Consider the following 26,915-nt stretch of genomic DNA (forward strand, 5'->3'; position numbering starts at 1 on the left):
CTGTCCGGACGCCACCTCTCGGCCGCCTCCATGTATTGCAGGACGACAGCAAGACCGTGAGCCTCGTTAGCATCGTCCATCATCGCCTCCGTGAGGTTCTACCGCTTCGGCTGACTTCTGATGGCGCTTACGTTGCAACGCCCTTAACTGTTCAACGCTGTCGCTGATAGCCGCTTGCGCAAACCCCATCAGCCAGGCATCCCGCAATCCGATCTCCTGGTTAAACAAGCGCGGCACCTGCTCATTGCCCCGCTTGTAGTCGTCATACCCCATCTCCTCAGCGCGATATAACATCACGCTCATCAGGTCGTGTCGACGCCGTTCATCATAACGGATGTCAAGCGCGCGGCAATACTCGTGATAAATCAAACTAATTGTTATGTTGATGACTTCATTCATGACAATACTCCTCAGTGCAAATGCCCTGCGCCGTCTTCCGTAGAACCACCGTGTCCATAGCAAAGATCCTTTGCTGAACACAGGTGCCCTGTTGTCAGGTCGCAAAAGCAAATGCACGTCCTGTTTGTTCGAATAAACTGCGCGCCGTCCCGAGTGACCACGCGCGCCCCTGGAGGCAGTGCCTCTAATTGTTCAATGAGCGGGTCAACTTCTCCAGCCGCGCTGGTGTATGGACTCCCACTCCTCTTCCAGAGTAAATAATGATGTTTCATGATGTCCTCCATGCTTGAGGGAATTGAAATGTCCTGGGCAAGCGATGCCAGCACACGGCAGGGAACCTGGACGATGCCAGCTTGGCGTATGCTGGCGACTTGAAATCTGCTCAATCCATGCCTATCCTGAGCAACGGTATCGGCATAGAAAAAACCTTCTATGCCGAATTCAGGATCTGATGAGGGCCACGATTGGCAACAACATGCTGCAACTTGGCGTACATATCCGACTGACGGCGAGAGACGTGGAACGCTTGCGCTACGTCACTGGTTTTGAACCGGTGGGTATCAAAAGGCTCACCGATCTCGACGCTTACATCGAACAATGCAAACAGCATTTGCGGGGTCGTGCCGACGAGATGAGGTTGTTGCATCAGCTCATCGACGAAACGGTCGCCTCATGCCGCACATCGGCCGGCACAATACTTCACCGATCACCAACTGGCTCCTAGTGCGTCCAGGCATGATGCAGTTCCCAGGCAGAAGGCTCACGATCCTGAATCTTGGCAGCGCGACCAGCGGCCGCTATGCCAGAGTCGATCGTGAATCAACGCACCCTGCCGCCAGCGCGCTCTGTCGGACGACGAGATGCGCTCATACCGGCCTGTTGCCCGGCGTCAGTTGCAACGGTTTCACGCAATGGGCGAGCAATCCCTGACGGTGAGACTTCCTCGCCGGCCGCGAACGGGCCGGCGTCCCCAGATGCCAACCTGCCCAACTGAGCGGCTGCCTGATCCTCGCGTTCTGGCAAACAGGCCAACAGAACTGCTCCCATCGACCTGAACAACCTGCTCGTCAAACCGATCGGGACGCCGATCACCATATGGATTGCCCAACGGATCCCGGCGCCAATCTTGCGCAGGCGTGCCTGACGCGCTTTTTCCCTTCGCAACACATGTTTACAACGCAAATACAGACCACTATGCTGCAATCGCATTTCACCGTTTTTTTCCAGATGCGCCACCAACTCGGCGGCAATCACTGGGTCTGCCGCGCGCCGATAAAGACTCGCCCAAACCCGCTCCTCTTCAATGTCGACCAAGGAGCGCCGTCGCTTCCCTGCCCTCGCCTCTGCTTCGTGATGCATGATGTCCTCCGCAAAAACAAAAGGGAACGCCGGCATCCTATCGGATGCTGGTGCTCCCTCGTCTAAACACGTCCCGCGCCCTTTAACAAGCAAACGAGACAATCTTTTTAGCACTCTCCCTCATCTGGCAACGAATAACCGCATGCGGGGCAATATATGCTCCAGTGCTGATTGATCGTGCCAGACTCAGCACTTTCCCAGCTGTGATACCTGGCCCGCTCATGCAAACATGCCGGGCACTCCGCTTCAAAGCGCTCATTGTCGAGTTCCATTCCGCCAGGCTCGACACTCCTTCCAAATACCCTGATTCCCATGATGGTCTCCTCAGCAAGTGCCTTGGCTGGAGTGTAAGTCACTCCGGGCAAGGCGCCGCATCAGCTGGGTTCGCCGCAACCAGAGCTTCGTCGCGATGTGAACAACACAGGCAAATAACGATCCTATGCCTGACCGCAGGTACGGGAACACACTGCCAGGATGACACTGATATGGCATCTGCGCGTACGCTGAAGTATGCGATATCCGAGGGTCGCCTGAGCCTGCCCGCAGCAGTGCACACACGACATGCACGTCCCCGTTCACCTCACGTAACCCGGTGCCGCCGAGTAAAATGCAAAGCGGGTATGGCTGATCCTGTAGAAATTGTCGTTGGGACATGATAGCTCTCCAAAAAAAGAAGGCACCATGGCCCCGTATGGAGACCGCGATGCCCCACACACGAGAAGATAAGCATGGCTATCGTCCAATACCGATAGTCAAGCGAAAGAGGGCCCTCCATTCCTCAGAACAGGGGGCCCAATCGATGAAAGTAGCGAGTGAACTGTACTTCCATGACGCAAACAATCCTCTGCTTGCGCACATCAGCCTGACAAGTGGCCAGGCGAAGATCGGTTGCCGAAGCAACGTGTCGAAGTCTTACTCGACAGGTGAATGACGGGTGACGACCGCAACGCTCACCACGTGAGTGGCAAGATCCTGCCAGACATCCGCGATGGATGGAGCAGGAGCAACGTGAGAGCGATTCTCACAGAAAGCACTCTCATTTTTGCAGTACTTCTTGACGAATTCAAGCCGCACCGGGGCGAAAGTTCACCGAAAATCGATCGTTTAAGGTTGCTCGATGCGTTCCCAAGCTACTCACCGATAGCGATCCGTACACAGTCGTCGGCTGCAGTCATCCGTCGGCAACCGGATGCCTGTCAACCCGTGACTGCTGCGAAGAAGTGAGGAACGGTCCACTCACCTGCTGAAATAAATCCATGCTCCGAAGAAATTATCTGCCTCTAACCACCTACTGCTTTGACGGGCACATCGTTCACTCTCAAATCTGGCTTGTCTGCAGCAGTCTAAGGCGCTCATGCACCAATTGATTAAAACAGCGCATGAATTTTCCCCCATCGTCACAAGCCACAATCACATGCTTTTCCAGGCGGCCACATCGCGAGACGCGCCGCGTGTCAGCAATCACGCATGATGTGTGACTAAAATTGCATATGACGAACGGCCGCCCTTCTACCGGCGCACCATAATAAGCTTGCGCCGCGACGCGGGCATCAGCTACTTCGATCCCCTTGCATCCGCTTTTCTCAATCACCGTGTAGGTGGATCCGGCTGTCCGGCATGCTCGCAACAACTGCTGGTCCTCCGCATTCAGTTCCATACGACGTCCTCCGCGCGCCTTCCCAGCACCAGTTTCACGAGACTAGCGCCGCTGACCAGCACCACTTTGCTTTTGGTCAAATGGGGATACACGGCTGCGCCACTGCGTCCGGTATGCAGAAATAGTCCCGCCCCAAAACCGTGATGGCAAATGGCCTCGCCAAAGGCCGCGACATGGTGGTGATTCACATGGCCGCTGTAGCGCTTTGACTGTACCGCATACCAGCCCTGCCCAGGCAGCCACACCTTGCCGTCAATCCCGCCGTCCCCGGAGTACCGCTGGTTGCGCAATACAAATAGTCCAGCGTCTTCCAGGGCCGAGAGAACGACCTCTTCGAACACCAGCGGATCCACGCTGCGCAGATAGGCCAGACACCGCGCCGCATATCCCTCCCCCGTGAACTGCCGCACAGCCCGCAACACCGCGCGCGATTGCGCGATACGCCGGCGATGTTCAGTGAGCCGGCGCAGCCGCACAGCATTGAGCACCTGCGATGCACAGCGAACCAGCATGCCGCTCAGGCCGCGCGAACTGGCCAGAACCGCTTCATAGCGTTCGCGCGGCGGACGCGGCGCGCCCGAGCCCCCAGCTTTTCCCTCTTCGATTCGCGCTCTTCCATTGTCACTGGCCACGGCGCGCTTGACCCACCGCGCACGCGGATTCCCTGACGACCAACGCTGCCAATGTCCCCGTTTCATGATGCCGCTCCCATTAAATCGACTTCATCACTGCGCCGGCCCGCCGGCGATCCCAGATATGCATTGCTGATCTGCGGGCGATGGTGGCCCAGCTGTTCGGCCACCTGCCGATAAGCATCCGCCATGACCTCACGATCGATTAACAGCTCGCCGCCACGTACAGGCGGCTGCATCTGCGTGATATCAAAGTACAGATCACCGGCAAACTGATGCCGTAAGCCGTGTGGCGTGACGCCCAGGTCATTCTTGGTCAGCCCTACTGAACGCACCACATTCGAAAACAGGTCCAGCGACTGTTTCAAGGACAGCCCAGGATGCCCAATATGCCCCCAATCCTGCCGGGCGAGACAGCGTGCACGCGCCAGCGCTTGCCGTTGCTGGGCTGTACGCACTGCCGCGTAGCGCAGCCGGCCGCCCTTCGTCCCGCGCTTGATGCGCAAAAAGCTAATATAGTGATCGGATCGAGGATGTTGGGCCGGCAAGGCATACGCCGGTACTTCGGCGGCGCGCGGGCAAAACATGACGGCTTCCTTGCGGCGCAGGCCAAACGCGATCATCATCGCCAGCTGCCCTCCCACGTGGCTGTCAACCGCATCGACGGCGGCAATGACCTCATTGACGGCAAGACCATGGCTCTCCCACCCCTTGTCGATTAGCGCCCCGTAGGAGCGGCGTACCAGAGCCGGATCGTTCACATAGCTCTCGGCACTGCGCACCAGGCCCGGCTTGCCAATCCAGCTGGCGAAGACGCGGATAAAGCTCATTTGCTGCTGAATGTAGGCCGCGCTGCAGGGGTATGCACGGCGCGGTATGGTCATCGGCATATCAAGTAGCACATCTGCCGGTAACGGCTGCGCCGTCCAGTACGCCATCAACGCGCGCACGTGCCGTTCCGCCAGGTTCTCCGGTATGGGTTTAAAACCCAATTTGCGCAGCAAAGCGAAAATACGGTACAAGCCCTGGCTGCGCGCCTCCCTGGTGCTATGCGAAATTCCTTTACCGATGCTGGCATGCCGCTCATTGAATGCGTCCAGCAACGCATCGAGCTGCCCCCTCCATTGTGTGTTGTGGGTCATGACTTCTCCCTCCTGATACTCAAGGATTGTCGACTTGGCATGCTGCACTGTCTGGCGCGCATGCCCCGGTGTGGCCATTTAGTGGCATCGGCGCCTGGCCTGCTGCGCCGACGAGGGAGATGTACTCTAGACATTCCAACGCGCTGTCCCTATCTCAGCGTCGATGGCGGATTTTCTATTTGCCCGAAGGCGCGGTGTCTTAAAAATGCTCATGCGAATAACCAGCGAATTTCTCCTTCTGTGTTAGTCCCCGCGTCTTGCGCGAGCAGTGCGGCGCTGGCGCCACAAAGACATTTAGGTGCCCCGGCCACTCTCAATTGAACCAGGACCTTGCCCCTCTTCCCTCACGGTCATCCCACCAGCCCTACCACCAGGCCGCTTCGTGATTGCGCACTAACCAGGTTGATCGAAGCTTCTTCGGCAACGTCACAACAAGGCACCGCGATAGGCTCTTCGTACAGCAGGAAGATTGAATAGGTGATAAATCACTCTCCTGCGGTTCGCGGCCGCAGGCGATACATCGACACTACTAAGATCGTAAATTAGCGACGGAGCGCCGCAAGGCCCTCTCCGATTTGACAAGCGTCTCTTGACGAGAAATCACGCGCGAGCAGTTACCCCCAGCAGGGGCAGCCCGACCTACTTCTTCACTGACATACCACTCAACTCGACCGCAGGGCGCGGCCGATCAACTTCGCTTCGATAGACAGGTAACGACTGCAACGGCATACCACGCTTGCCAGCGCCACATTCGGAACGCGATGTTCCTGGAAGTGGGTCCAGACAGTCGTCACAGAATATGATCAGTTTTTTCGAATGTCAAGCCGATTTTCGGCGCTGAAAATTTGTGATTGAGGTCGAATTTATTTGGTAAGTGCCTATGGCGAGGATTTCTCCCTATGAAGAACGCCGCGTGGCCATTCCTCTGATTGTAAATGGTATTGAACATCGGGACGGACTGAGCCAGATACACAGATGAGCGACCAAAATACGTCTGCGATGTGGCGCAGTTCCAGCGCAGATCCGATGCGATTTCACGCCGACATGCACCAGTATAGCCGCGCCGCAGCGCGACTCCAGTCGTTCCCCAGCGCGTCTGGATTCGCACTCATTACAAATTCTGGCAAAAAAGCAGGGATTTTCCCATGGAGTACGTACCGCCCCACTATTACTGTTGATCACTTGCAGCAATCAGGAGAACGAAGTGGAACCCATCGTGCGGGCCGTGGACATTGGCCGAGGAAATACCAAATTCATTGCAACGGTCAGCGCCGGTGAGATGCGCTGCGCGATGTTTCCCTCGCAGGCCCACCCATGTGAAACGATCTATGAGCAGGAAACCTGGGGAACAAAACGCCGTACCGTCTGCGTCCCGGTCGACGATTTGAACTATGAGGTCGGGCCAGACGCTCACCTGGCTTCCGACATCTTCAATGCCAATGTGCTGCAGCACGACAGCTACAGTGCAACGCCCGAATATCTGGCTTTGCTACTGGGTGCGCTGCATTACATGCGCCTGGACCGGATCGATCTCCTGGTACTTGGCCTACCCGTGGCCACCTATAAGCTCAAGAAGCAGGTGGCGGCGTTGGAACGCCGCGTGACCGGGGAACACACCTTGGCGGAAGGCAGAAAGATCACGATCGCGCGCGTCAAAGCAATTGCGCAGCCATCCGGAGCCTTGATGTACTGCGGGCTGACCCATGGGCGCCTTGCACAGATGCGCAAGGAGCGCAATCTGATCATCGATCCAGGTCGGCGGACGTTTGATTGGCTCGTGACGCAAGGTATGCAACAAATTGACAAGCGCAGCCACTCGGTACCGCGTGGCATGTTTGACGTGCTCCACTCGATCATCGAAGGAATCAGCCGAGCCACCGGCTCTCATTACCGGGAATACGACGCGATCGATTTGGCGCTGCGGACGGGAAAGAAACCGGTCATCTTTCAAAAAGAGTACGACATCGCCCAACACCTGCCGCTCGCGCAGAAAATCCCGGAGCAGGCTGTCGCCGAGATGCTGCACTACGTGGGCGACGCTGCTGACATTAAAAATATTATTCTGGTCGGCGGTGGCGCCTTCTTCTATCGAAAAGCACTGAAAACCGCATTCCCGCATCACGAGCTGCAGGAACTCAAGGATCCGATCTTTGCCAACGTCAAAGGTTTTCAGTTTGCTGGAACAGAACTGGCCAAGCAGGTAGACGCTACATCGGCACGGACAGATGGCACAGAGCCGCTAGACACGGCGACTTAAATCATGGGCACACCCATCACTATCCGTTTGAGTGTAGAGCTGGAGCGCGCGGACAACCCTCCCCTGTATGACGATCTCATCAGGTTTCCTAAGGGACCGCGCCGCGTGAATCGTCTGCGCACGCTGGCCTATGCCGGGCTGGTAGTACAGCAATCCGGGCAGACCACGTCGACCATGGAAGCACCGTGCCTCAGCAAACCAAATTCTGAACCAAACACGCCGAATCAAGACACCGTCGCCGCCTTGGCATCGATGGAGCTTTTTGGCCCATCAAGAAGCGAATAGGAGTAATCCATGGAAAACGAAGAGCTACCGCGTATCAGTGCTAGCCAACTGGCCGAAATGGGGTTCTGCGAACGCAAGATCGTTTTGGCCGACAGGTTTGGCCCACGCTGCTCGCCCGAACGCGAACAGGCACGGGCCTATGGAGAGCTTCAACACGTGAGGTTCTTCATCGAAACATTGGATTTGAATGCCGCGCCGTTTGCGCCAATTGGCCTGAGAGAGCGCTCCGCTATCGAGGCCAACAGTTTACCTAGACGCCCGACCAAACTCTACAGTTGGTTGAACAAGGTATTGCCAAGAAGCCTATCGGCGGTGCGCAACATGCGCGTTCAAATGGGGAAATCCGTTCGAACGGTTTTTTTGAGACTACGCCAACAACGGTGCTGGCCGCGACATCGACAAGTGCCACAAAGGCGCCAAGCGCGCCTTCGCCTTGTCACACGCATTCATGAAAAAAAATGAACACTTCGACTTATCTATCGATACTCTGGCATGTGAGTTGGGTGCTTCTGTTGCTCTGTGTTGTACGTGGCGTGCGAAGGCATGCCACGTGTCGAACGCGCCCCAGCTGGTTCCCGAACGAATTGCGTTACGCCAGCCTGGCTTACGCAGAGCAAACTTTCTCCATCGACCACCCCATCAAACTTCTCGCGCGTGTTGATCGGGTCTATCGCAACAAAGGAAGACTTACGTTGATGGAATACAAAATCCGACGTGTGGAGCGCGTGTTCATGTCGGACGTGATCGAACTTTCGGTCCAAAAGATGGTTCTGGAATTGGCAAGCGGCGCCAAGGTGAACGAGTATGGATTTGTCGTTGTTGAGCACCCTGAGATACCTGGGCGTAGAGCCATCAAGGTTTTCTTGCTTAATCACAAACAAATCACGGCATTTTATCACCGCAGAATAGCTTTATTGAGCCAAACGATTTCGGCCGATCACGCGGAATCAATATCGCAGTGTCGCCGATGTGAATTCTTGAAGGAATGCAAAAAGTATCCTGAAAGTACGGTATAGGCCATATGGTGCTCAGAGAATACCCTCTGTGAATGTCCCACGTGATGATGCTTTCACTGGACAGTCAGAGTTTCTTGCGAGCGATAATAAATGCTATGAACTGCGATTTACTGATATGGCGCACAAAGAAGATGCGGCAGCCTGGCTTTCTCCAAGAGGTCTCGTATCATGAACTCGATGACCGGAACCGGGCGCTTGAACAGCAGCAAAAGGGAAACTGAATGGACTTACCTTCCAATGTAAGCAAGCAGATCGACTTGCTATCAGAAATGGGCAATGACCTGGCCGATCAAGGCGAATTCAGCCAAGCAGCGGAGAGATGGACGCAGGCCCTTGATCTGCTCCCTGCACCACAGGCTAAGTGGGAAGCGTATACCTGGCTGAAAGCCTCCATTGGCGATGCGCTCCACCACCTTGCTGATTTTTCTGCGGCGCGCGAGGCATTATTCGATGCGCTAAATGGTCCTGACGGCCAAGAGAACCCGTTTGTGCATTATCGCCTTGCGCAGACGGAATTGGCCTTGAGCAATGAAGAAGCTGGTATCGCGGAATTGCTCAAGGCGTACATGCTCGACGGTGAAGAGATCTTTACAGAAGAAGAGGATGGGTACATTTTTTTGCAAAAACTTCGGGATGCCGGACTGGTCAGCTCGCAAACATAGTGGATTGTGTCGAGGTGCAACATGCGTAAAGTTCTGATGATCGTCATCGTCATCTTACTAGCGGGTATTGCAGGATTGTTGGCAATGGACCGCTACGACAAGCACGTGGAAAAACAAAGGCAAAAGGCGTTCGACGAAAAGTTTTTGAAATAGTAAATCGGCGAGGGCACGGCCTGCAGCAGATCGGGCGACATACACCTAGACCATAGAGCCGAAAATATCGGTGACTTTGGAGTAGGAAATATTACCGCTCTGAATACGGAGATATTGTGAAATTCATGAATATCGCATGGATTGAAATCATCGCACTAAATATCGTGGCTTGCGCCGAATTTGATCCATCACTCAATGGCTTGTTAAAGATCGACACCAATATAGCTGCGCCTTCCCACGTACGCCAAGGCAATTTATATCCCAATAGAATTTCAGCCACCACTTACTCCAAAGAATCAGGATGCACGGTACTGCCGATTCATAAAAGTAGCGTCGATGTTGATACGCTTTATGGACGCGCAATGACCCGTTTCGGATTTAAGTCGCCTGAACAGATCACGTTTTACCGAAAAACTGTTGATCGAACTTACTTGGTTGATCAGGGATACAAGCATGAAAAGCAAAGCGGCGCCTTTTACCATTTAGCTCAAACTGTCTCGTCAGGTACACCTGGAAAATCAGGCGCAATGTGGCTCGAGCTGACATTTTCTAAAAATGGTTCTGGCAGTGACGTTACTGCCGAATTTTGCATCGATCCAGGTGATCCAGTAATGTCCAGCAACAATATCCGCCAACAAATAAGCGCTCGAATCCAAGAGATCTTCGGTACCTGACAAGGTGCCAGCAGTGCGGGCCTCGCACACCCGCCCGCTCCAGGTCTATGTGAATCACATGTTCTTGGTTGCGCTGCATTGTCTATCTATGCAGTCTTCCAGACGATAACATTGAGGTGAATCGCCACCAGTCGCTTAGACTTTCCATGTCCATGGTTCATTAATGATGAAAAACCGATGGATCGTGTCAGGTGCCTGGGTGTTTTGCCAGGCACCTGCGTGCGACAGGTATGTCGCCACTACGACGTTGCGCTCACTTCAAACGAAAGCGCCAAGCTGCTGTACTACGGCCCACTTTTTTGCATTGTGTGCCTGCTGAAATAAGGAAAGAGGGCTTGCCCCCTTTTGCCTTGTGCTACTCATCCGCATCTAGCAGCCGGGTGAGGCGCTTTATCGTTCGCTGTCCAATTCCGGCCTCGCTTGCTGCGGCGATGTCAATTTCACCCCTGTCTACCAGTGCCCTGAACTGATCTTCAATGCGTATTGTTCGGTGCTTGGCCACGAAATCAAAGACGTGTTCCGCGTTGTCGACGTAAGCGTCCTCCGAGCCAATATACAGGTCCGTTAAAATTTCCGTTCCCACTTGAGTCTGCACGGGCGCCACCACAACAGCAGCGAGTAGCCAAGGCAATAGTGATGGGCTGGGGCCTTTTGCTTCAGCAGAGTACATCGCAAGTTCGTCGACGGTTGCTGCGTAAGTGCAGGCGATGAACAATGAATCCTCGACAAAGCGGGCCAGTACTTCGGTTTTGGTATAGCGCGGATCGATCAGAAACCGTCTGTATCCTTGCGCGTATGCACTTTCGATCGAGGCAAGGAAAGGCAGCTGACCTACAGTCGTCGGTACTTGATCGAACTTGCTCATGGTGCTGCGGTGTCGTGGCATGATGCGCGCTGCCAAGCCCAGATGCTCCGTCAATGCAAGGGCAGCCTCACCAATTTTTGCACCGTGATTCTCGACGTCCTCGATCGACCCTAGCGCAATGATGCCTCGATTTCTCTTCGCAAGAACGGCCTTTAGCTGGTCTGCCACCGGTCCCGGGAGAGACTGCGTGTCTGTCACCGAGGCGCCCTTGAGTGGTGCGCTGTATTGTTGAACGAGGCCTGGCTGAAGAGTGCCATCCTCCGCTATTGTGCCGACCAGGTATTCGTGAAGATCGTCGTATCCCTTGTCTAGCAACATCGTCGTCGCGTCCGCGCCTAACAGCTCCGGCATTGGCGTGTCGAACAGGATCGCTACCCGATGGCCGGAACTCTCCGCACGGATGCAGGCCATCTCGACCCGATCACTCGCTTCGCGCCACGACTGTTGATCTAGTTCGACTGGTCCGAGGACGATCAGCGTACCGCTCGGGACTCGCTCAAGGCCGCTTGACCAGAGGCCGTCGTCACCGAGGTTGATGGCGGAGTCATGTCTTGTTCCGGCGCGTTCGGCATAGAACACCCCGCCGTCCGTCGCCTCCTGGTACAGGCCCACCAGTGCATCGATTGCAGCCTGAGACGTCGTGAGGTACACCCCTGCTTTCGATCCGGCCGGCCAGATCTGCAGTGTCGGTGCATTTTGCAAGTCTGCAGGAGGGAGCAAAAGCTGCAGCAGTTCTGCGGAACTCACTTCATGCTTGTATTTGTGGGCGAGCCGATAAGCCAGGCGAGCTGTAGCTGACAAATCAAGTTCCTGCGCGCCAACGCACCGAGGGAAGGCCTGGACTTCTGGCCAATTTCGCAGTCCTACAAGCGAAGCGCTGAGGTCCAACGCCTGGCCGTGCCCTATCTCGATAGCGGCGTCTTCTAAAAGGGCGCGCAGGCGCCCGGCCAACTGCTTGAGTTGTTGAATATGCATGGTTTCTCCACGGGCGGTGTTTCCGGTGCACACTTTGCGGACCGCCCATAGGTAAAAACCACGATATGGAAGGGTTCTGGATATTCCCCGTCTTCGTCGTACCCTTTCGGGCGCGTGCGGCAGGCGACGGTAGCCAGTCAGCATTATATCCCTGACATGATCGCCCGACCAAGTTCTGTGTAGGCCAGAAGCCCCCCGACTGTAATCGGGCTTCCAACATATTGACTGGACGCCTGCCGATCTCAGTACAATGCCTCGATGAATCCGAATGATCCCTTCGACCGCGACAACTTGATCCCTGCAGAAGCCCTTCTTACCGGGCAGAAGATCGCCCGCGACTATTTTCAGGGCGAGCTGTATCAACGCGACGGCGTCTCCCGCCTCGAGGGAATCACGATCGATCAACTCGACGGCGCCACGTTGGACCTCGACGAATCTGAGACCGGCAGGCTGTTCATGATCCCGGATGGCTCCATCGTGTGGGCGCTCGAACTAAGGGAGCACGGCGAGGCGCCTGCCGGCTTGGAAGTCGTGTCGAACAACATCTTCATGGCCGAGAACGAGAACACCAGTGTCATCGCCTACAGGGATGATGAGGGCACATCCCTGCGCGTCGATGCGCTCTATATTCGCCAGCTCGTACTCGCCGCCGACGCGCCTGAACGCATGGCCACGGTCGCATTCGGTCTGATGGCTATCTCGGCTTACCGGCGGGGCTTTGACCACATTTCGCTTTTCGCAGCCGGAAACGGACCGATCGATCCAGACGACCCGGACGGTTTCGTTGGATTTGCTGTATGGCCGAAATTCGGGTTTGACGCGCCACTCGAACCTGCCGAACTGAACATGGCACCCTCCAAACCCCTGCGTGCTTGCCGGACGGTCCAGGAGGTTATTGCTGTGGACCAAGAATGATGGAATGTACACGGCCGGGGCCGAGATATGCGCTTCGACTTGAGCGCCGACAGTCGAAGTTGGGCGATTCTGCTAAACTACCTGTATCAATCACTCCTTCTACCGGAGATTGAACCATGACCGCCTTGAAGAAAACGCCTCTGCCCCAGAACAATGCCTACAAATTGGCAGCGGCCGCTCGCCGCGCCAAGGTCGCTTCCTTGGGTGCGCCGATCATCGGTGAAGTCAAGCCATCCCAGGGCCGGATCCGGGTCACGCTGGGTGGCAAAGCCATCAGCCGGGATGCCCGTTCGGGCGTGTTCGGACCGTCTTTGATCGACATTCCGGAATTTTCCAGCGTCCGGAAGCCCAAGTCAGCATAAGGAAGCGGCCAGTGGCCGCTTATTTTTCGCGGAGGTTTTCGCGCGCAAAACTGCCTCCGGCAGCAAAGTATGGTCATGCTCCAAGACTGCCAAGGATCCAAGGAAACCATAGCGACGCTCGCTGCCACGCTGACAACTCCTCCTATGAGGAGCATCGTCTTCCAGAACAGTTTTGGTAGGCGCTAGCCGCAGCCTGAATTTGAAGCGAATCGACACCAGGCACTGCGTGAGCGCTCGGCAACACCGTGACGACACAAAAGATTATCGTGATAGCTTGAACATGCCAACCAGCTCCTGTAGTTGCTGTGCCTGGTCCCGCATGGCCTGCGCAGCGGCCGCCGCCTGCTCCACCAAGGCCGCATTCTGCTGTGTCACATCATCCATGCTGATGATGGCCTGGTTAACCTGCGCAATGCCCTGGCTTTGTTCCTGCGTGGCGGTGCTGATTTCCAGCATCAGTGTGGTCACCCTGTCGATACTCTCGACCACATGGCGCATCGCATCGCCTGCGTCTCCGGCCAGTTCGCCTCCATACCGCACCTGGGTGCCCGAGGCGCCGATCAGATCCTTGATTTCCCTGGCTGCGCTGGCCGACCGCTGTGCCAGGCTGCGCACCTCACCTGCCACCACGGCAAAGCCGCGCCCCTGTTCGCCTGCGCGCGCCGCTTCGACGGCGGCATTCAGGGCCAGGATATTCGTCTGGAAGGCGATGGCATCGATGACGCCAGTGATCTCCGCAATCTTCGACGACGACAGGCGAATGGCATCCATGGTATCGACCATGCGCGCGACCACCGTGCCGCCCTGCCGGGCCAGTTTGCAGGCTTCTTCCGCCAGTGTGCTGGCCAGCTGCGCATTGCCAGCATTCTGACTGACGGTGCCCGTCAATTCCTCCATCGACGCGGCCGTCTGCTCCAGTGAACTCGCCTGCGCTTCCGTGCGCGCCGACAGGTCCAGGTTGCCCCTAGCGATTTCCTGCGACGCCGTGGCGATCGCCGACGCATTGCCGTGAAGCTGGTGCACCGTTCCGGCGAGATCCTGCTGCATGCGCGCGATGCTGTGCAACAAGCTGCTGCTGTCGCCATCCCGCAGCCCCACCGGCGTGGACAGGTCGCGACCTGCGATGCGCCGCGTGACCTCTCCCGCATAGGCCGGTTCGCCGCCAAGAGCGCCAAGCACGCTGCGGATCACCTGCCAGCCCAGCGCCGACATCACCGCCAGTGCGCCCAGGAAGAACCATAGCGACTGCAGCGCCGCTTGCCAGAATGCGTTGTCGATATCGTCGTTAAAAAAACCCGTGCCGATCCACCACCCCCAGGGCTTGAAGGCGATGATACCGTTGAGCTTAGCCATCAGCTGGCCCTCACGCTTGCTTTTCACGGACACCAAGCCCACCTCGTCCCGGGCGAGCGCCTCGACATAGGCCTGCGAATCCGGGCGGCCATCCATCGTTTCGCCCTCGGCGATCACGCCGATATTCTTGGGATTCGGATGCACCAGGTTCAAGCCATTGGGCAACCTTGCCCAGTAGTAGCTCTTGCCGTCGTTATTGAGCTGGGTCAGCGCTTCTTTTGCCGCTGCCTGCGCCTGCTCCCGCGTCAGGCGGCCTGCCAGTTCTTGCGCATGGAAATGCGCGACCAGGTGTTCACCCATCTTGAGCATATTGATAATCTGCGCTTCACGGTCATGCAGCATGGCATTGTGCAGCGTACGCAAACTGGAGCCACCGAGCATGGCCATGGCCAGCAGAGCGGCGCCAACGAGCAACAGCAGGCGTTGAGAGACTTTCATGGGGCGTTCCTTGTTGTGCGCAAACGCGCGCAATCGCCGACGACAGGCGTGCCTGTCCCTGCCCGCCGCTGTGAGGGCGGGTGCTGGGCGGTGCGGCGGCGTTCTAGCGCTTGGGTTTGACTGCGAGATGCGGAATGAAATACTCAGGCCGCAGTTTACGGGTGATTTCCAGCACCGGCAGCACATGATCGAGATGGCTGCGCATGGCGGCGACGGCATGCTGCGGGTTGCCAGAGGCGACCGCTTCAACCACGCCGGCGTGTTCGGCCATCACGTCGCTCATGCGCCCTTCCAATGGCAAAGTCAGCTGGCGATAGCGGTCCATCTGCGTTTTCGCCTGCAGGATCATGGGCCAGACTCCCGGATAGCCAGACAACTCGGCCAAGGCCGCGTGGAAATTCTCATCGGTACGGTGAAATCCCCGTATGTCATTGCGTTCGATGCACTCGGCCTGAGCCGCCAGGATGGCACGCAGGCTGGCGATACCTTCGGGCGTCGCTCTTTCGGTGGCCTTTTCGATGATGGCCGTTTCCAAGGCACAGCGCACCAGCATGGCCTCCTCCAGCGAGTCGAGCGGGATGCGCGCGACAAACGTGCCCACTCGCGGCAGCACCTCGATCAAGCCCTCTTCGGCCAGGCGCTGTACTGCTTCGTGCACGGGCGTGCGGCTGGTGCCCAATTCATCGGCCAGGTCCTTTTCCACAATGCGGGTACCCGGCAGCATGCTCATATCGACGATACGCTGGCGCAGCAGTCCGTAAATGCGGCGGGCGGCGCTGACACCGGTTTCGCCATCGGCGAGCGTAAAAGGAGACGTCGAATTCATAGACTGTGTAATGGTACGGCAAAGTTTGACAGGAATGATGATACCGCGTCCGCGTTCATCCGGCAGGCATTTCCGTGCGTGCGATGATGGCGCCGCGCTGGCCGATCACGCGGGCGGCGAGCCGGTGTCCCGCACGCGCTGCCGCTGCCGGCGGCTGGCCCGCCAGACGCGCCGCCACATAGGCGGCGCCGAACGAGTCGCCTGCCGCCGTGGTGTCGACCACTTGCGCCACGGGCTCGGCGGCCACTTCCTGCAGCGTGTCCTCATAGCTGACGATGCACGGCTGGGCTCCCCGCTTGAGCACGATCTCGGGCACACCCAGCGCGCGGGTGCGGGCCAGTACCTGTGCCACGTCGGCAGGCCCGTACAGGGCATCTTCATCGTCCAGCGTCAGCAGGGCCAGTGACGACAGACTCAGCACGCGATGGTAGACCGAGGCGGCGGCATCGGCGCTTTCCCACAGGCGCGGGCGATAGTTGTTGTCGAAGATGATCTGGCCGCCTTGTGCATGACACTGCGCCAGCGTGTCCAGCAACAGTTCGCGGTCCGCCGGCGCCAGGATGGCCAGGCTGATGCCGGACAGATAAACGTGGCGCGCACTAGCCAGCTGCTGCAAGATGGCAGGCGCCTGCGGCCCACGCATCCAGTGGCGCGCGGCCGAATCGCTGCGCCAGTAATGAAACTTCCGTTCGCCGTGCGCATCCGTCTCGATCAGATACATGCCGGGCAGCTTGTCGTCCAGACGTTGCACGCAGTGCGTATCGATGCCCTCTTCCTGCCAGCTGGCGTGCATGTCGTCCGACAGCCCGTCGACGCCCAGCGCCGTCACGTACGCCACCGCATGCCGGCGCGGATCGGCCAGGCGCGCCAAATACAGCGCCGCATTGAGCGTATCGCCGCCAAAACGGTAAGCCATGGCCTGCGTCCCGGCGCTGCGCTGCAGTTCGATCATGCATTCGCCGATGACGAAGACGGTTTGTGGTGCTTGCATTGCGATTATCTCCCAATTTCCATCGATTCAGAGCGGCGCCGCGCTGGCCATCTTTCGGGATGCCGGCGCGGCGCGGTGCTACTCAGCCCGGCGCCGCGGCTTACTTCTTGTCCCAGGTCGAGCCAAACAGGTTCGACTGGCCGATGGCCGGGAAATCAACGAAGGCCTTGCTGCAGTCGACCACCTTGTCGACGTCCACTGCCTGCGTGGCCGTGCCGTTGACCTTCACGCGTTCAGCGGCATTGGCGAAAATAGGCAAATTGGTGCCCTTGATCGTCAGGTTCGCGTCCGACGACGTCATCGTCGTGCCGTTCGGCGCATCCGTCACCACGTTATTCAACGACATCACCAGAGGATACTGCGGATTGTCGAAACCGCCCGTATTGGCTTTGAAGCCCTGCAGCTTGATGGCCGTATTGCCCAAGATGCGCACGTTATCGAGCGTAATGTCGTGGAAGTTCGGGTATTGCGGACCCGCCGTCGGCAGCGCCTTGGTGCTGTAGTAGGTGGTAAACAGCAGCGCGTTCAAGGCATCGCGGATGCAGATATTGCGGTAGTGGACGTTGCTCACTTCGCCGCCGCGCGCATAGTCCGACTTGATGCGCAAGCCTTCTTCCGAATGCGTGAACGAATTGTCGTACACCTCGACGTTGCTCACGCCCGCATTCGTTTCACTGCCGACCGAAATGCCATGGCCCCAATAAATGTGGTTATGCGCGATCACGATACCGTGCTTGCGGTCCGAACGCACATCGCGCTTGCCGTCGATGGCGAACAGGCCCGAGCCGGGCGGCGAGGGATTGGCGCTACCTTTCAGGGCCACGTCATCGTCTCCCGTGCTGACGAAGTTATACGCAAAGACGAAGTTCTTCAGGTAGCCGTCAAACGACATGGCACCCGTTGATGTGGTCTTGCTGCCCGTGGCCAGCTTGCCGGAGATGGCCTTGCCGGCCGCGCCCGGATCGAAGGCGTCCGTGTTCTTGACGTTGTCCGCGTTATAGGTATCGCCGTTGTACAGCGGGTTGCCGTTGCCGGCCGGATTGGCGAAGGCCGCCAGGGTCGGCGTCTGCACTTTCACGCCCCACACGGTCAAGCCATCGACGCCGCTCGGCACGACGTGGAAGTTGGCGCTGTTGTTGAGCGAAATGCGGTACAGGGTCAGGTTTTTCGCATAGTTGAACACCATCATGCGGAAGTTCGACTGCGAGCCCGTGCCGGTCACGCCGTTCTGCACCATGTTGCCCAGAAAGGCCAGGTCCCACCAGCTCATGTTACGTGCCGACGATTTCGAGTCGACGACGGTGCCGCCGTTATCACACGACACGCCGTCCACCGCCTGCTTGCCCGTGGCGTACATGGCATAGGTGTTCGAGCAGGTCATGTCGACCTTCATCAGCGGATACAGCTTGTTGGTGGTGACGATTTCCGCATACGCGCGGCTGTCGATCGAACCATCGCCCATGACGGCCGAGTTGACCAGGTTGTTACCGTTGATCAGCGCCGAACAGTTGCCAGAGCTGCCGGCCTTGGTCGAGCTGACAGCCGTGTTGCCACAGTACGGACCGGCCGGATTCGGCGAATACGTGGTCACGTCGCGCGAGGCGTACAAGGTCACGCCCTTGTCGATCCACAGGGTCACGCCCGATGGCAGGGTCAAGGGACCGCTGATGAAGCCATCACCCACGCCCGAGCCGTTGACCACCAGGCGCACGGCGAACTTGCTGCCGCGGTATTCCGGCTTGGCCAGTTCCTCACCCGTGACGCCGGCGATATTCACGTTCTTGACGTTGGCGGTCTTTTGCGCGGCCGTAGCGGCGGCATCGGCGGCGGCGATCTTCGCGCCCACCTCGGCATCGACGGCGGCGCCGCAGGCGTCGAGCGCTGCCTGGATGCGGGCCTGATCGGGATTGGCCGTGGCCGTGGTGACGACGACGCCGACGCCCGGCTTCGACGGGTCGGCTTCCGGCGGCAGCGAGCCGTCCGGACGGCGCACCAGGTTCGGCGATGCTTCGAGCGTGGCGCACACTTGCGTATCTTTCGGCAGGGTCGGTTCGGCCGGCAGGTCCGGATCGAACGACGTCGTGCCAACTTGGTAGACGCTGCCCGGGGTATAGCTGGTGGCGGTTTCGCCCTTGGTGTCGCCACCGCCGCCGCAGGCAGCCAGCATGACGGCCAGCGGCAGGGCGACGCATGCCTGCGTCCAGCCAGTATTAAGTTGTTTGATACCTGACTTCATGTATGTATCTCCTGATGGAAGCACGCTCTGAGGCGCGCTGTATGCCGGCTTGCGCCGGCTTCTTTTTGAAAACAAGGTTTAAAAGCGGGCGATCAGGCCGATGCCGAAGGCGCGTGGCGAATTACCGGGCGCCAGGAAGGCGTCGTCCGTACCCGCCTTGTTACTGTGCAGCGGCGACTGGCCCAAGTTGACGTTTTGCTGCGACTTGTTGTTGATGCGCGTGAAGTACACATAGGGCATGAACTGTTCGTCGATCTTGTAGGTCGCGCCCAGCGATACTTGCGTGGCGCCGAAGTCATCGGGGCGGCCAAAGGTGGTGTTGTCGAGCTTGCCCAGCTTGCCGGCGGCCAGCATCACCGTGGTGTCGTAGCCGACTTCCTGCGTGAGCGACGCCATTACCGAGCGCTGCTTCATGCTGCCCGTTTGCAGAGCCGTGTAGATATTGCCCGGCGTCGGCAGCGACTGCAGCGCGTAGCCGTAGCTGCCCGATTCAAAGCCCAGGCCGACCGAGGTTTTGGTCGGGAATTTGTAGGTCGCCAGCACCTTGTAGAACGAGGTGTTCACGCCGCTCACCGAGGTATTGCGCATGCCGAAACCCTTCGACAGGTTTTCCACGTCCACGCCCGTGTTTTGCTGGCGGTCATAGCCGGCGCCGATGGAGAACGCGCCGATGCTGTATTTGGCGGCCAGCGAGTAGCGCGCGCGGTCGTCGCCGGTATCGCGCACTTCATCGAAGCCGTAGGAAGCGCCAGCCTGGAAGCCGTTCCATTGCGGCGTCAGGTAGTGCGCCGAGTTCTTGTAGCGCGCTTCGCCGCGGCCGAACAGACTGTCGGCATTGCCGCTCAGCTGAGCCGAGGTGTTGTTCCACACGTCCAGACCCTGCACCGTCAGACCCAGGTTGCCGCCCAGGGCGCCGCCCGAACCGACCAGGCTGCGGTAGACGGAATCGTTATTGCCGATCACGAAGCGACCGAAGCGCTTGCTCTCGATACCGACGAAGGTATTGCGCGATTCGATGGTCGATGATTTGCCCTGGCCATTGATGCCGCCTTCGTCAAAGTTGTTCAGACTGCCTTCGATCTGCCACAGGCCGCGCACGTCGCCCTTGATGCCGATCGAGCCGGCAAAGCCGATGCGTGAATTGCCGTCCGACACGCGGCCACGGCTGCCGTAGGGGGTGGGGCCGCCTTCGGCTTTCACCGATTCGATCTCGCCGTTCAGGAAGCCGTAGATGCGCGTTTCGACATGGCGGTTTTCCAGGATGCCTTCGGCCAGCGCGCTGCCGGACAAGGCCGCCAGGATCGCTGCCGCCAGGACACGGCGGGTGCAACGGTTGTTCAGTGGTGTCATGTGCTTCTCCTCTTCTCGCGCCTTGATTGGCGCATATGTATAAACATCAAAAAAACAGCTCCCCGCCGCACCGCGTGGTGCAGGAAACAACGGGGGGAAACAGGGAGGGTTGGCCGTCAGGTAAAGGCTGGCTTACCCAGCGGCACGGCTGGCGTCATCTTTTCGCGTATCAGCATGCACACCACGACGGCGGCCACCAGGTCGAATACGGCCAGCAGCATGAACAGCGGGCTGTAGCCGACCAGGGTCACCAGCACGCCGAACACCAGCGTGAAGATCGTCGCGCCCAGGTAGCCGGACATGCCGGCCAGCCCCGTCGCGGTGGCCACTTCGTTCTTGCCGAAGACATCGGAGGTGATCGAGTACAGCGCGCCCGATAAAGTCTGGTGAGCGAAGCCACCCACACACAGCAGAGCGATGGCCGCGTACGGGCTGGCCACCAGGCCGATGCAAGCCGGGCCGATCATGCAGACGGCACCGACGATGACCACCAGCTTGCGCGAAGTGAACAGCGATACCTTCCAGTATTTGTGGAACCACGGGCTCAGGTAGCCGCCCAGCACGCAGCCGATGTCGGCGGCCAGGAACGGCAGCCAGGCGAACATGGCGATTTCCTTGATGTTCATGTGGCGCTCGGTGGCCATGTACAAAGGGATCCAGGCATTGAAGGTTTGCCAGGCCGGTTCCGACAGGAAGCGGGGAATGGCGATGGCCCAGAAATTACGGCTGCGCACGATCTGGTGCCAGCGCGCCTTCGGCGCCACGCCGTTGCCGGACGCGTCGCTCTGCTCCTGGCCTTCCAGAATGAAGTCGCGCTCCTTGTCGGTCAACAGCTTCTGGTCGCGCGGATGCTTGTAGAAGGCCAGCCACAGTCCCGTCCAGACGATGCCGATGGCACCGACGATGACGAAGGACATTTGCCAGCTGCCGTGCAGGATGGTCCACACCACCAGCGGCGGCGCGCACAGGGCGCCGATCGAGGAGCCGATGTTGAACCAGCCGATGGCGATCGAGCGCTCCTTGGCAGGGAACCACTCGGTGGTGGCCTTCACGCCGGCGGGAATGCCGGCCGCTTCGGTCAGGCCCAGCATGCCACGGAACAGCGCCATGCTTTGCCAGCCCGTGGCCATCGCCGCGCAGGCGCAGGCCACGGACCAGGCCAGCGCAAATACTGCGAAGCCAAGCTTGGTGCCGATGGCGTCGATCACATAGCCGGCGATCGGCTGCATCAGCGCGTAGCACACCTGCCACGCCACCACGATGTACGAATATTCCTGCGTGGTGATATTGAGCTCGCTCATCATCGTTGGCGCCGCCACCGACAAGGTATTGCGCGCCAGGTAATTGACGATCAGTCCGGCCGTGACCAGGCCGACCATCCACCAGCGCATGCCGCGTATTTTAGTCATATTGTCTCCCTCTATCCATCCAAGGCGGCGCAGCTGCGCCGCCACTTTTTGGGCCGTTCAGCCTTCCTGGGGAAGTGCCTTCGGCCTCGGTTTTTATGGGTGCTGCGGTATTGCCGTAGTGCGGTAATGCTGTTGCGGTGCGGCTGTCCTACAAGGCCTGCAAGGCGCCGCGCATGCCCTGCGAAGCGATGTTCTGCAGGGCCGTGGCCACGGCTTGCGCCAGGCCTGGCACCGCGTTCATGTCGCGGCCCCACACGTTTTCCTGCGCCAGCCAGCCCTGCGCCAGCTGTTGCAAGCTCAGCCGGCCGGCATCGACATCGGCCCAGCCCTGGCCGAACCACGCCAGGGTGGCCGCATCGTCGGACAAGGCAATGACGTCGCCGCGGTACAGGCGCATGGTGGCAGCCAGTGCCAGCACCAGGCGCAGCGGCAATCGTCCATGCATTTCCACATAGCGCAGCAGCTGCGGCGCAATGCGGGCGGCGAACTTGCTCCAGCTGTTGAGGGCGATGGACGCCAGGCGGTGTTGTATGTAAGGGTTGCGGAAGCGCAGCAGTACGTCGCGCGCGAACTGCTGCAGTTCGTCCTGCGGCAGCGGCAGCGCGGGGATGATTTCCTGGGCGAGCGTATCGGACAGATAGCCACCGACCTGCGCGTCGTTGACGGCCTCCCCCACAGTTCCCAGGCCAGCCAGCAGGGCCACGGGCACCAGCGCCGTATGGCCGCCGTTGAGGATGCCCACCTTGCGCTTTTTATAGGGCGCGATATCGTCGACCAGCAGGATATTCAGATCAGCATCCGCCAGTTTCAATTCATCGGCCAGCGACGCCGGGCCTTCGATGACGAACAAATAGTAATATTCGGCGGCCACCAGGAATTGGTCGCGGTAACCGAGCTGCGCTTCGATGGCGGCGGCGTCTTCTTGCGGATAGCCGGTGACGATACGGTCGACCAGGGTCGAGCAAAAGACGCAGGCGTTGTCGAGCCAATCGGCAAAGCCCGCCTCGAGCTGCCACAGGCGCGCAAAATGCAGCACGGCCGCCTTCAGGGCCGGGCCATTCTGTTCGATCAATTCGCAGGGCAGCAATACCACGCCTTTTGTGCGGTCGCCTTCAAAATACGCATATCGGTCGGACAGCAGGCGCGCCAGCTTGGCGGGGAAGCTCGACGGCGGCGCATCATCGAAGGTGTCGCTGTCGTTGGTGACGATGCCAGCCTCGGTGGTGTTCGAGACAATGAAGCGCAGTTCCGGCAGGCTGGCCAGCGCCAGATAGTCGCCATACATGCTGACCGGATCGATTTCGCGCTGCACGCAGGAGATGGTGCGGCAGGTGCTGACAGCATGGCCATTTTCGTCAAGGCCGCGCACGACGGTGGTAAACAGGCCGCCCTGGACGTCGAGCAGCGGCGAGCCGCTGCCGCCGCGCGGGCGCACCACGACCACGCCCGCATTCAGGCCGCTGCGTTCGTTGAGCAGGTCGACCTGCCAGTCGAAAAAGCCGCGCATGAAATTGCCCTGGCCGAATTGGAGGAATTTGATCGGCAGCGCATAAGGCGCGCTGCGGCGTAGGGTTTGCATGGGCGTGTGGCTCACAGTGAAATGTCGCGTTTCCAGAAAATGAAGTCGTACTGCTGCAGGCGGTCGGCCTTGGCCGTGTACTTGCCGCCGGCGGTCGCCACCACCATGTCGAACAGGCCGTTGGCCACGTCCGGCAATGGCGTGCCGTCGATGACGGGGCCGCAGTCGTAGTCGATCAGGTCCGACAGCTTTTTCGCCACCCGCGTATTGCTGGAAATCTTCAGCACCGGCACGATCGGATTGCCCGTCGGCGTGCCCAGGCCCGTGGAAAACAGCACCACGTTGGCGCCCGAGGCGACGATGCCCGTCACCGATTCGACGTCGCCACCCGGCGTGCACAGCAGGGACAAACCTGGTTTCGGGCTTTGCTCGCCGTAATCGAGTACCGAGACGATGGGCGAGGTACCGCCCTTCTTTGCCGCGCCGGCCGATTTCATCGCGTCGGTAATCAGACCGTCGCGGATGTTGCCAGGGCTGGGGTTATCGGCGAAATGCGTGCCGACCGCCTCGGCGCGCGCTTCGAAGTCGCGCATCAGGCCCAGGAAGCGGCGCTTGTCGTCGTCGTTTTCGCAGCGCTCGATCAGGTTCGCCTCGACACCGCACAGTTCCGGGAACTCGGCCAGGATGGAGGCACCGCCCACGGCCACCACCATATCCGACACCAGGCCCATGGCAGGATTGGCGGAAATGCCGGAAAAGCCGTCCGAGCCGCCGCACTTGACGCCGATCTTCAGGTGCGACAGCGGCACCGGCTGGCGCACCACCTTGTTCGCTTCCTTCAATTGCGCCAGGGTGTCCGTCAGCACGGCCTTCATCATGGCGTCTTCGCTATCCCATTTCTGCTGTTCGTAGATCAGGCAGGGCTTGTCAAAATGCGGGTTCTGTTTGGCCAGCGCGTCCTGGAACATGGCGATCTGCGCATTCTGGCAACCAAGGCTGAACACCGTGATGCCGGCCACGTTCGGATGGTCGGCGTAGGCAGATAAAATCTTGCACAGTGAGCGCGCATCGGCGCGCGTGCCGCCGCAGCCGCCGTTGTGCGTGATGATGCGCACGCCGTCCAGATTCGGAAACGGGCGCACGACGGGCTTCGGCGCTTCCATGTCTTCGCCCAGCAGCGACAAGGTGAACGAAGCGAGGTCGTTGCGCGTATAGCCGAGCGGCGCTTCAAGCGCGTTGCGCAAGTGCTCGACGTTGCGGTTTTCGCAGAAGACGAGGGGGAAAATCAGCCAGTAATTGGCCGTGCCGACGCGACCGTCGGCGCGCACCACGCCGGGGAAGGTGGCGCCGTCAAACCGTGCCACGTCAGGCGGCGTCCAGGTGTAGGGCGCTTGCGCTTCCAGCTCCACTTCGGCCGCGTAATGGTGCAGGTTGTCCGTGGTCACGGCTTCGCCGCGGCGGATATCCACCGTGGCCTTGCCGACGGGGACGCCGTACAGGCGCAGGATATCGCCGGCCGCGAAAGCGCGGCGGGACAGCTTGTGCTTGGTTTTGACGGCGCTGCTGATGAGGATGGACTCACCTTCCCAGTTCACCACTTCCCCAGCGGCCAGGTCGGACAAGGCGACCAGCATGTCGTCGTCTGGGTGGATACACAATACTTTTTGCATGACTAATTCCTGGCGGCGGCTAAGGGCTTACAGCTGAAAATATTTTTGGGCGTTTTCGTAGCAGATGCCGCGCACGACGGTGGCCAATGCCTCGAAATCGTTCGGGTATTCCCCGCCGTGCACCCATTCGCCGATCTGGCGGCATACCAGGCGACGGAAGTAGTCGTGGCGCGGGTAGGAAGCGAAACTGCGCGAATCGGTCACCATGCCGACGAACACGCCCAGCACGCTGTGATTGCCGAAGCCGACCAGTTGCTGCAGATTGCCTTCCTTGTGGTCGTTGAACCACCAGGCCGGGCCGAACTGCAGCTTGCCTGCCACCGTGCCGTCCTGGAAGTTGCCCACCATCGTAGACAACACTTCATTCATGTTCGGGTTCAGGCAGAACAGCATGGTTTTCGGCAGGCGGTCGTCCAGATCCAGGGCGTTGAGCAAGGAGGCCAGGCCGGCGCTGCAGCCCATGTCCGAGATCGAGTCGTAGCCCGTGTCCGGCCCCAGCAAGCCGCGCATGCGGTCGTTGTTGTTACGTTGCGCGCCGATGTGCAGGCACATGGTCCAGCCGTAGTTCGCGTACACGCGGCCGATCGCCTCGAGCAGACCGCGCAGGTACAAGCCATTTTCCACGTCGCTGAGCAAGGTGCCTTGCAGGCGCTTGGCGAACAACGCTTCGAGTTCCTCGGCGCTGGCCGCCTGCACGGGCAAGGTCACGTCGACGGCGTGGTCCGAGATGCGCGCACCGCGCGAGTGGAAGAATTCCACGCGCACGGCCAGCGCGGCGATCAGCGAGGCAAACGAGGTGACGGGAACATCGGCCACTGCGCTCAGGCGCTGCAGGTACTCGGGGAAGCGCGGCTGGTTGATGCGCATGGCCTTGTCCGGACGGTAGGCGGGCAGGACGCGCGTCTTCAGGCCGGAGGCGGCGATTTGCGCATGCTGCAGCAGGTCGTCGGCCGGATCGTCGGTGGTGCAGGCGATTTCCACGCCCGCCTGTTCCAGCAGCGACCAGGTGTCCATCGTTGCCAGCATGGCGTTGGCCTGTTCCCAGATGGCGTCCGCATTCGCTTCATTGATCAACAAATCGATATTGAAGATGCGGCGCAGTTCCAGATGGCTCCAGTGGTGGATCGGATTGCCGATGGCCAGTGGCAGCACCTTGCAGAAGGCGCGGAATTTCTCCTGGTCCGAGCGCGCGCCCGTGATGAACTCCTCGGCCACGCCAGCCGTGCGCATCAGGCGCCATTTGTAGTGGTCGCCCGCCAGCCACAGCTCGGCGATGTTGCGGAAGGTCTTGCGGCTGGCGATCTCGCCCTGCTGCAAATGCGAGTGGTAATCGATGATCGGCAGGTCGGCCGCCACTTCGTGGTACAGCTTGCGGGCCGTGTCGGTGGTGAGAAGAAAATCCTGATTCATGAACTCGGTCATCGTAGCTATCTCCTTGCTGCGCGCGACGGGCATCGCGCTGTGTTTTTGTCGTGGCACCAAACTGGCGCGCTCTGATATATCAGAATAGTAAATGTAATATATCAGTAAAGGCAAGCAGAAATATCAAGAGGGAAAAATGTGAAGAGGAGGAAACAACAACAACTTGAAAAATTGCGGGGATCGCTGAGCAACTCGGTGAATCGCGCGAAAATGGCACCCTACCGTATGTCAGGTTGGCCGCAGGCAGCGGCTACGTCAGCATCTTCGTTGTGTCGACCTTAGCAAACGATCATCTATGACAAAGAAGATATCTTGAGCACGCACTATCGCTGCTGAATGCAACACGCG

Annotated in this window: 25 protein-coding genes; 9 read left to right on the forward strand and 16 right to left on the reverse strand. The window is 59.2% G+C overall.

All coding sequences use genetic code 11. From position 1 onward, the window contains the following. Positions 1-66 precede the first annotated feature (66 nt). From MRBLMS1_RS01515 to MRBLMS1_RS01540, 6 genes are all read right to left on the reverse strand, one after another. On the reverse strand, positions 67-399 hold the full coding sequence (locus MRBLMS1_RS01515) for a hypothetical protein (RefSeq protein WP_485877350.1): 333 nt from the start codon (positions 397-399) through the stop codon (positions 67-69). A gap of 430 nt (positions 400-829) precedes the next feature. After that, on the reverse strand, positions 830-1,045 hold the full coding sequence (locus tag MRBLMS1_RS01520) for a hypothetical protein (RefSeq protein WP_485877352.1): 216 nt from the start codon (positions 1,043-1,045) through the stop codon (positions 830-832). 173 nt (positions 1,046-1,218) lie between these two features. Next, entirely contained in the window at positions 1,219-1,758 is a 540-nt protein-coding gene (locus MRBLMS1_RS01525) for a hypothetical protein (protein ID WP_485877354.1), read from the reverse strand. 1,318 nt (positions 1,759-3,076) lie between these two features. Then, positions 3,077-3,415, reverse strand: coding sequence for a hypothetical protein (locus tag MRBLMS1_RS01530; protein ID WP_485877355.1), 339 nt, complete (start codon positions 3,413-3,415; stop codon positions 3,077-3,079). Then, positions 3,406-4,113: a restriction endonuclease gene (locus MRBLMS1_RS01535; RefSeq protein ID WP_485877356.1), complete on the reverse strand. Its 708-nt coding sequence runs from the start codon at positions 4,111-4,113 to the stop codon at positions 3,406-3,408. The genes MRBLMS1_RS01530 and MRBLMS1_RS01535 overlap by 10 nt, the downstream gene beginning before the upstream one ends. Further along, positions 4,110-5,189 (reverse strand): integrase domain-containing protein, encoded by a 1,080-nt coding sequence (locus MRBLMS1_RS01540; RefSeq protein ID WP_485877357.1) that lies wholly within the window; start codon positions 5,187-5,189, stop codon positions 4,110-4,112. The genes MRBLMS1_RS01535 and MRBLMS1_RS01540 overlap by 4 nt, the downstream gene beginning before the upstream one ends. 1,204 nt (positions 5,190-6,393) lie before the next feature. Between MRBLMS1_RS01540 and MRBLMS1_RS01545 the strand changes: the two genes are divergently transcribed. The 7 genes from MRBLMS1_RS01545 to MRBLMS1_RS01575 all read left to right on the forward strand — a co-directional run bounded on the left by MRBLMS1_RS01545 (position 6,394) and on the right by MRBLMS1_RS01575 (position 10,236). Beyond that, positions 6,394-7,446 (forward strand): PRTRC system protein D, encoded by a 1,053-nt coding sequence (locus MRBLMS1_RS01545; protein ID WP_485877359.1) that lies wholly within the window; start codon positions 6,394-6,396, stop codon positions 7,444-7,446. Positions 7,447-7,449: 3 nt separating this feature from the next. Then, entirely contained in the window at positions 7,450-7,731 is a 282-nt protein-coding gene (locus tag MRBLMS1_RS01550) for a hypothetical protein (protein WP_092715352.1), read from the forward strand. Positions 7,732-7,740: 9 nt separating this feature from the next. Next, a complete protein-coding gene (locus MRBLMS1_RS01555; protein WP_485877360.1) occupies positions 7,741-8,193 on the forward strand; it encodes a hypothetical protein in 453 nt (150 codons plus the stop codon). Further along, complete coding sequence (locus MRBLMS1_RS01560) at positions 8,190-8,747, forward strand: PD-(D/E)XK nuclease family protein (protein WP_139248313.1); 558 nt, start codon at positions 8,190-8,192, stop codon at positions 8,745-8,747. Before MRBLMS1_RS01555 ends, MRBLMS1_RS01560 begins: the two co-directional genes overlap by 4 nt. 221 nt (positions 8,748-8,968) lie before the next feature. Further along, the gene (locus MRBLMS1_RS01565; protein WP_072453934.1) at positions 8,969-9,409 is read left to right on the forward strand and encodes a tetratricopeptide repeat protein; all 441 of its coding nucleotides are present in this window, start codon (positions 8,969-8,971) and stop codon (positions 9,407-9,409) included. A gap of 21 nt (positions 9,410-9,430) precedes the next feature. After that, a complete protein-coding gene (locus MRBLMS1_RS01570; RefSeq protein WP_257626325.1) occupies positions 9,431-9,562 on the forward strand; it encodes a hypothetical protein in 132 nt (43 codons plus the stop codon). 116 nt (positions 9,563-9,678) lie between these two features. Next, the gene (locus tag MRBLMS1_RS01575; RefSeq protein ID WP_485877363.1) at positions 9,679-10,236 is read left to right on the forward strand and encodes a hypothetical protein; all 558 of its coding nucleotides are present in this window, start codon (positions 9,679-9,681) and stop codon (positions 10,234-10,236) included. A gap of 355 nt (positions 10,237-10,591) precedes the next feature. Here the strand turns inward: MRBLMS1_RS01575 and MRBLMS1_RS01580 are convergent, their stop codons facing one another. Then, complete coding sequence (locus MRBLMS1_RS01580; protein ID WP_485877365.1) at positions 10,592-12,076, reverse strand: glyoxalase superfamily protein; 1,485 nt, start codon at positions 12,074-12,076, stop codon at positions 10,592-10,594. Positions 12,077-12,334: 258 nt separating this feature from the next. Between MRBLMS1_RS01580 and MRBLMS1_RS01585 the strand changes: the two genes are divergently transcribed. Next, entirely contained in the window at positions 12,335-12,991 is a 657-nt protein-coding gene (locus MRBLMS1_RS01585) for a hypothetical protein (protein ID WP_485877367.1), read from the forward strand. A 116-nt stretch (positions 12,992-13,107) separates the two neighbouring features. After that, positions 13,108-13,353, forward strand: a complete 246-nt coding sequence (locus MRBLMS1_RS01590) for a hypothetical protein (RefSeq protein ID WP_485877368.1) — start codon at positions 13,108-13,110, stop codon at positions 13,351-13,353. A gap of 261 nt (positions 13,354-13,614) precedes the next feature. On the opposite strand, the gene MRBLMS1_RS01595 is transcribed toward MRBLMS1_RS01590, so the two are convergent. The 9 genes from MRBLMS1_RS01595 to uxaC all read right to left on the reverse strand — a co-directional run bounded on the left by MRBLMS1_RS01595 (position 13,615) and on the right by uxaC (position 26,567). Beyond that, entirely contained in the window at positions 13,615-15,144 is a 1,530-nt protein-coding gene (locus MRBLMS1_RS01595; protein WP_485877370.1) for a methyl-accepting chemotaxis protein, read from the reverse strand. A 103-nt stretch (positions 15,145-15,247) separates the two neighbouring features. After that, the gene (locus tag MRBLMS1_RS01600; protein ID WP_099411093.1) at positions 15,248-15,970 is read right to left on the reverse strand and encodes a GntR family transcriptional regulator; all 723 of its coding nucleotides are present in this window, start codon (positions 15,968-15,970) and stop codon (positions 15,248-15,250) included. 55 nt (positions 15,971-16,025) lie between these two features. Beyond that, complete coding sequence (gene kdgK, locus MRBLMS1_RS01605; protein WP_485877371.1) at positions 16,026-16,961, reverse strand: 2-dehydro-3-deoxygluconokinase; 936 nt, start codon at positions 16,959-16,961, stop codon at positions 16,026-16,028. Between the two features lie 100 nt (positions 16,962-17,061). After that, positions 17,062-19,128 (reverse strand): glycoside hydrolase family 28 protein, encoded by a 2,067-nt coding sequence (locus MRBLMS1_RS01610; protein ID WP_485878940.1) that lies wholly within the window; start codon positions 19,126-19,128, stop codon positions 17,062-17,064. 147 nt (positions 19,129-19,275) lie between these two features. Beyond that, positions 19,276-20,547, reverse strand: coding sequence for a porin (locus tag MRBLMS1_RS01615; RefSeq protein ID WP_099411090.1), 1,272 nt, complete (start codon positions 20,545-20,547; stop codon positions 19,276-19,278). A 116-nt stretch (positions 20,548-20,663) separates the two neighbouring features. Then, complete coding sequence (locus MRBLMS1_RS01620; RefSeq protein ID WP_099411089.1) at positions 20,664-21,956, reverse strand: MFS transporter; 1,293 nt, start codon at positions 21,954-21,956, stop codon at positions 20,664-20,666. Between the two features lie 148 nt (positions 21,957-22,104). Then, positions 22,105-23,535, reverse strand: a complete 1,431-nt coding sequence (locus MRBLMS1_RS01625; RefSeq protein WP_485877373.1) for a tagaturonate reductase — start codon at positions 23,533-23,535, stop codon at positions 22,105-22,107. 11 nt (positions 23,536-23,546) lie between these two features. Beyond that, the gene (locus MRBLMS1_RS01630; protein ID WP_485877375.1) at positions 23,547-25,145 is read right to left on the reverse strand and encodes a UxaA family hydrolase; all 1,599 of its coding nucleotides are present in this window, start codon (positions 25,143-25,145) and stop codon (positions 23,547-23,549) included. Between the two features lie 27 nt (positions 25,146-25,172). Further along, on the reverse strand, positions 25,173-26,567 hold the full coding sequence (gene uxaC, locus MRBLMS1_RS01635; protein WP_485877377.1) for a glucuronate isomerase: 1,395 nt from the start codon (positions 26,565-26,567) through the stop codon (positions 25,173-25,175). Positions 26,568-26,915 lie beyond the last annotated feature (348 nt).

Origin of the sequence: Massilia sp. LMS1-1-1.1 (assembly GCF_040815535.1) — a bacterium.
In the GTDB taxonomy this organism is placed as follows: domain Bacteria; phylum Pseudomonadota; class Gammaproteobacteria; order Burkholderiales; family Burkholderiaceae_D; genus Janthinobacterium; species Janthinobacterium aestuarii.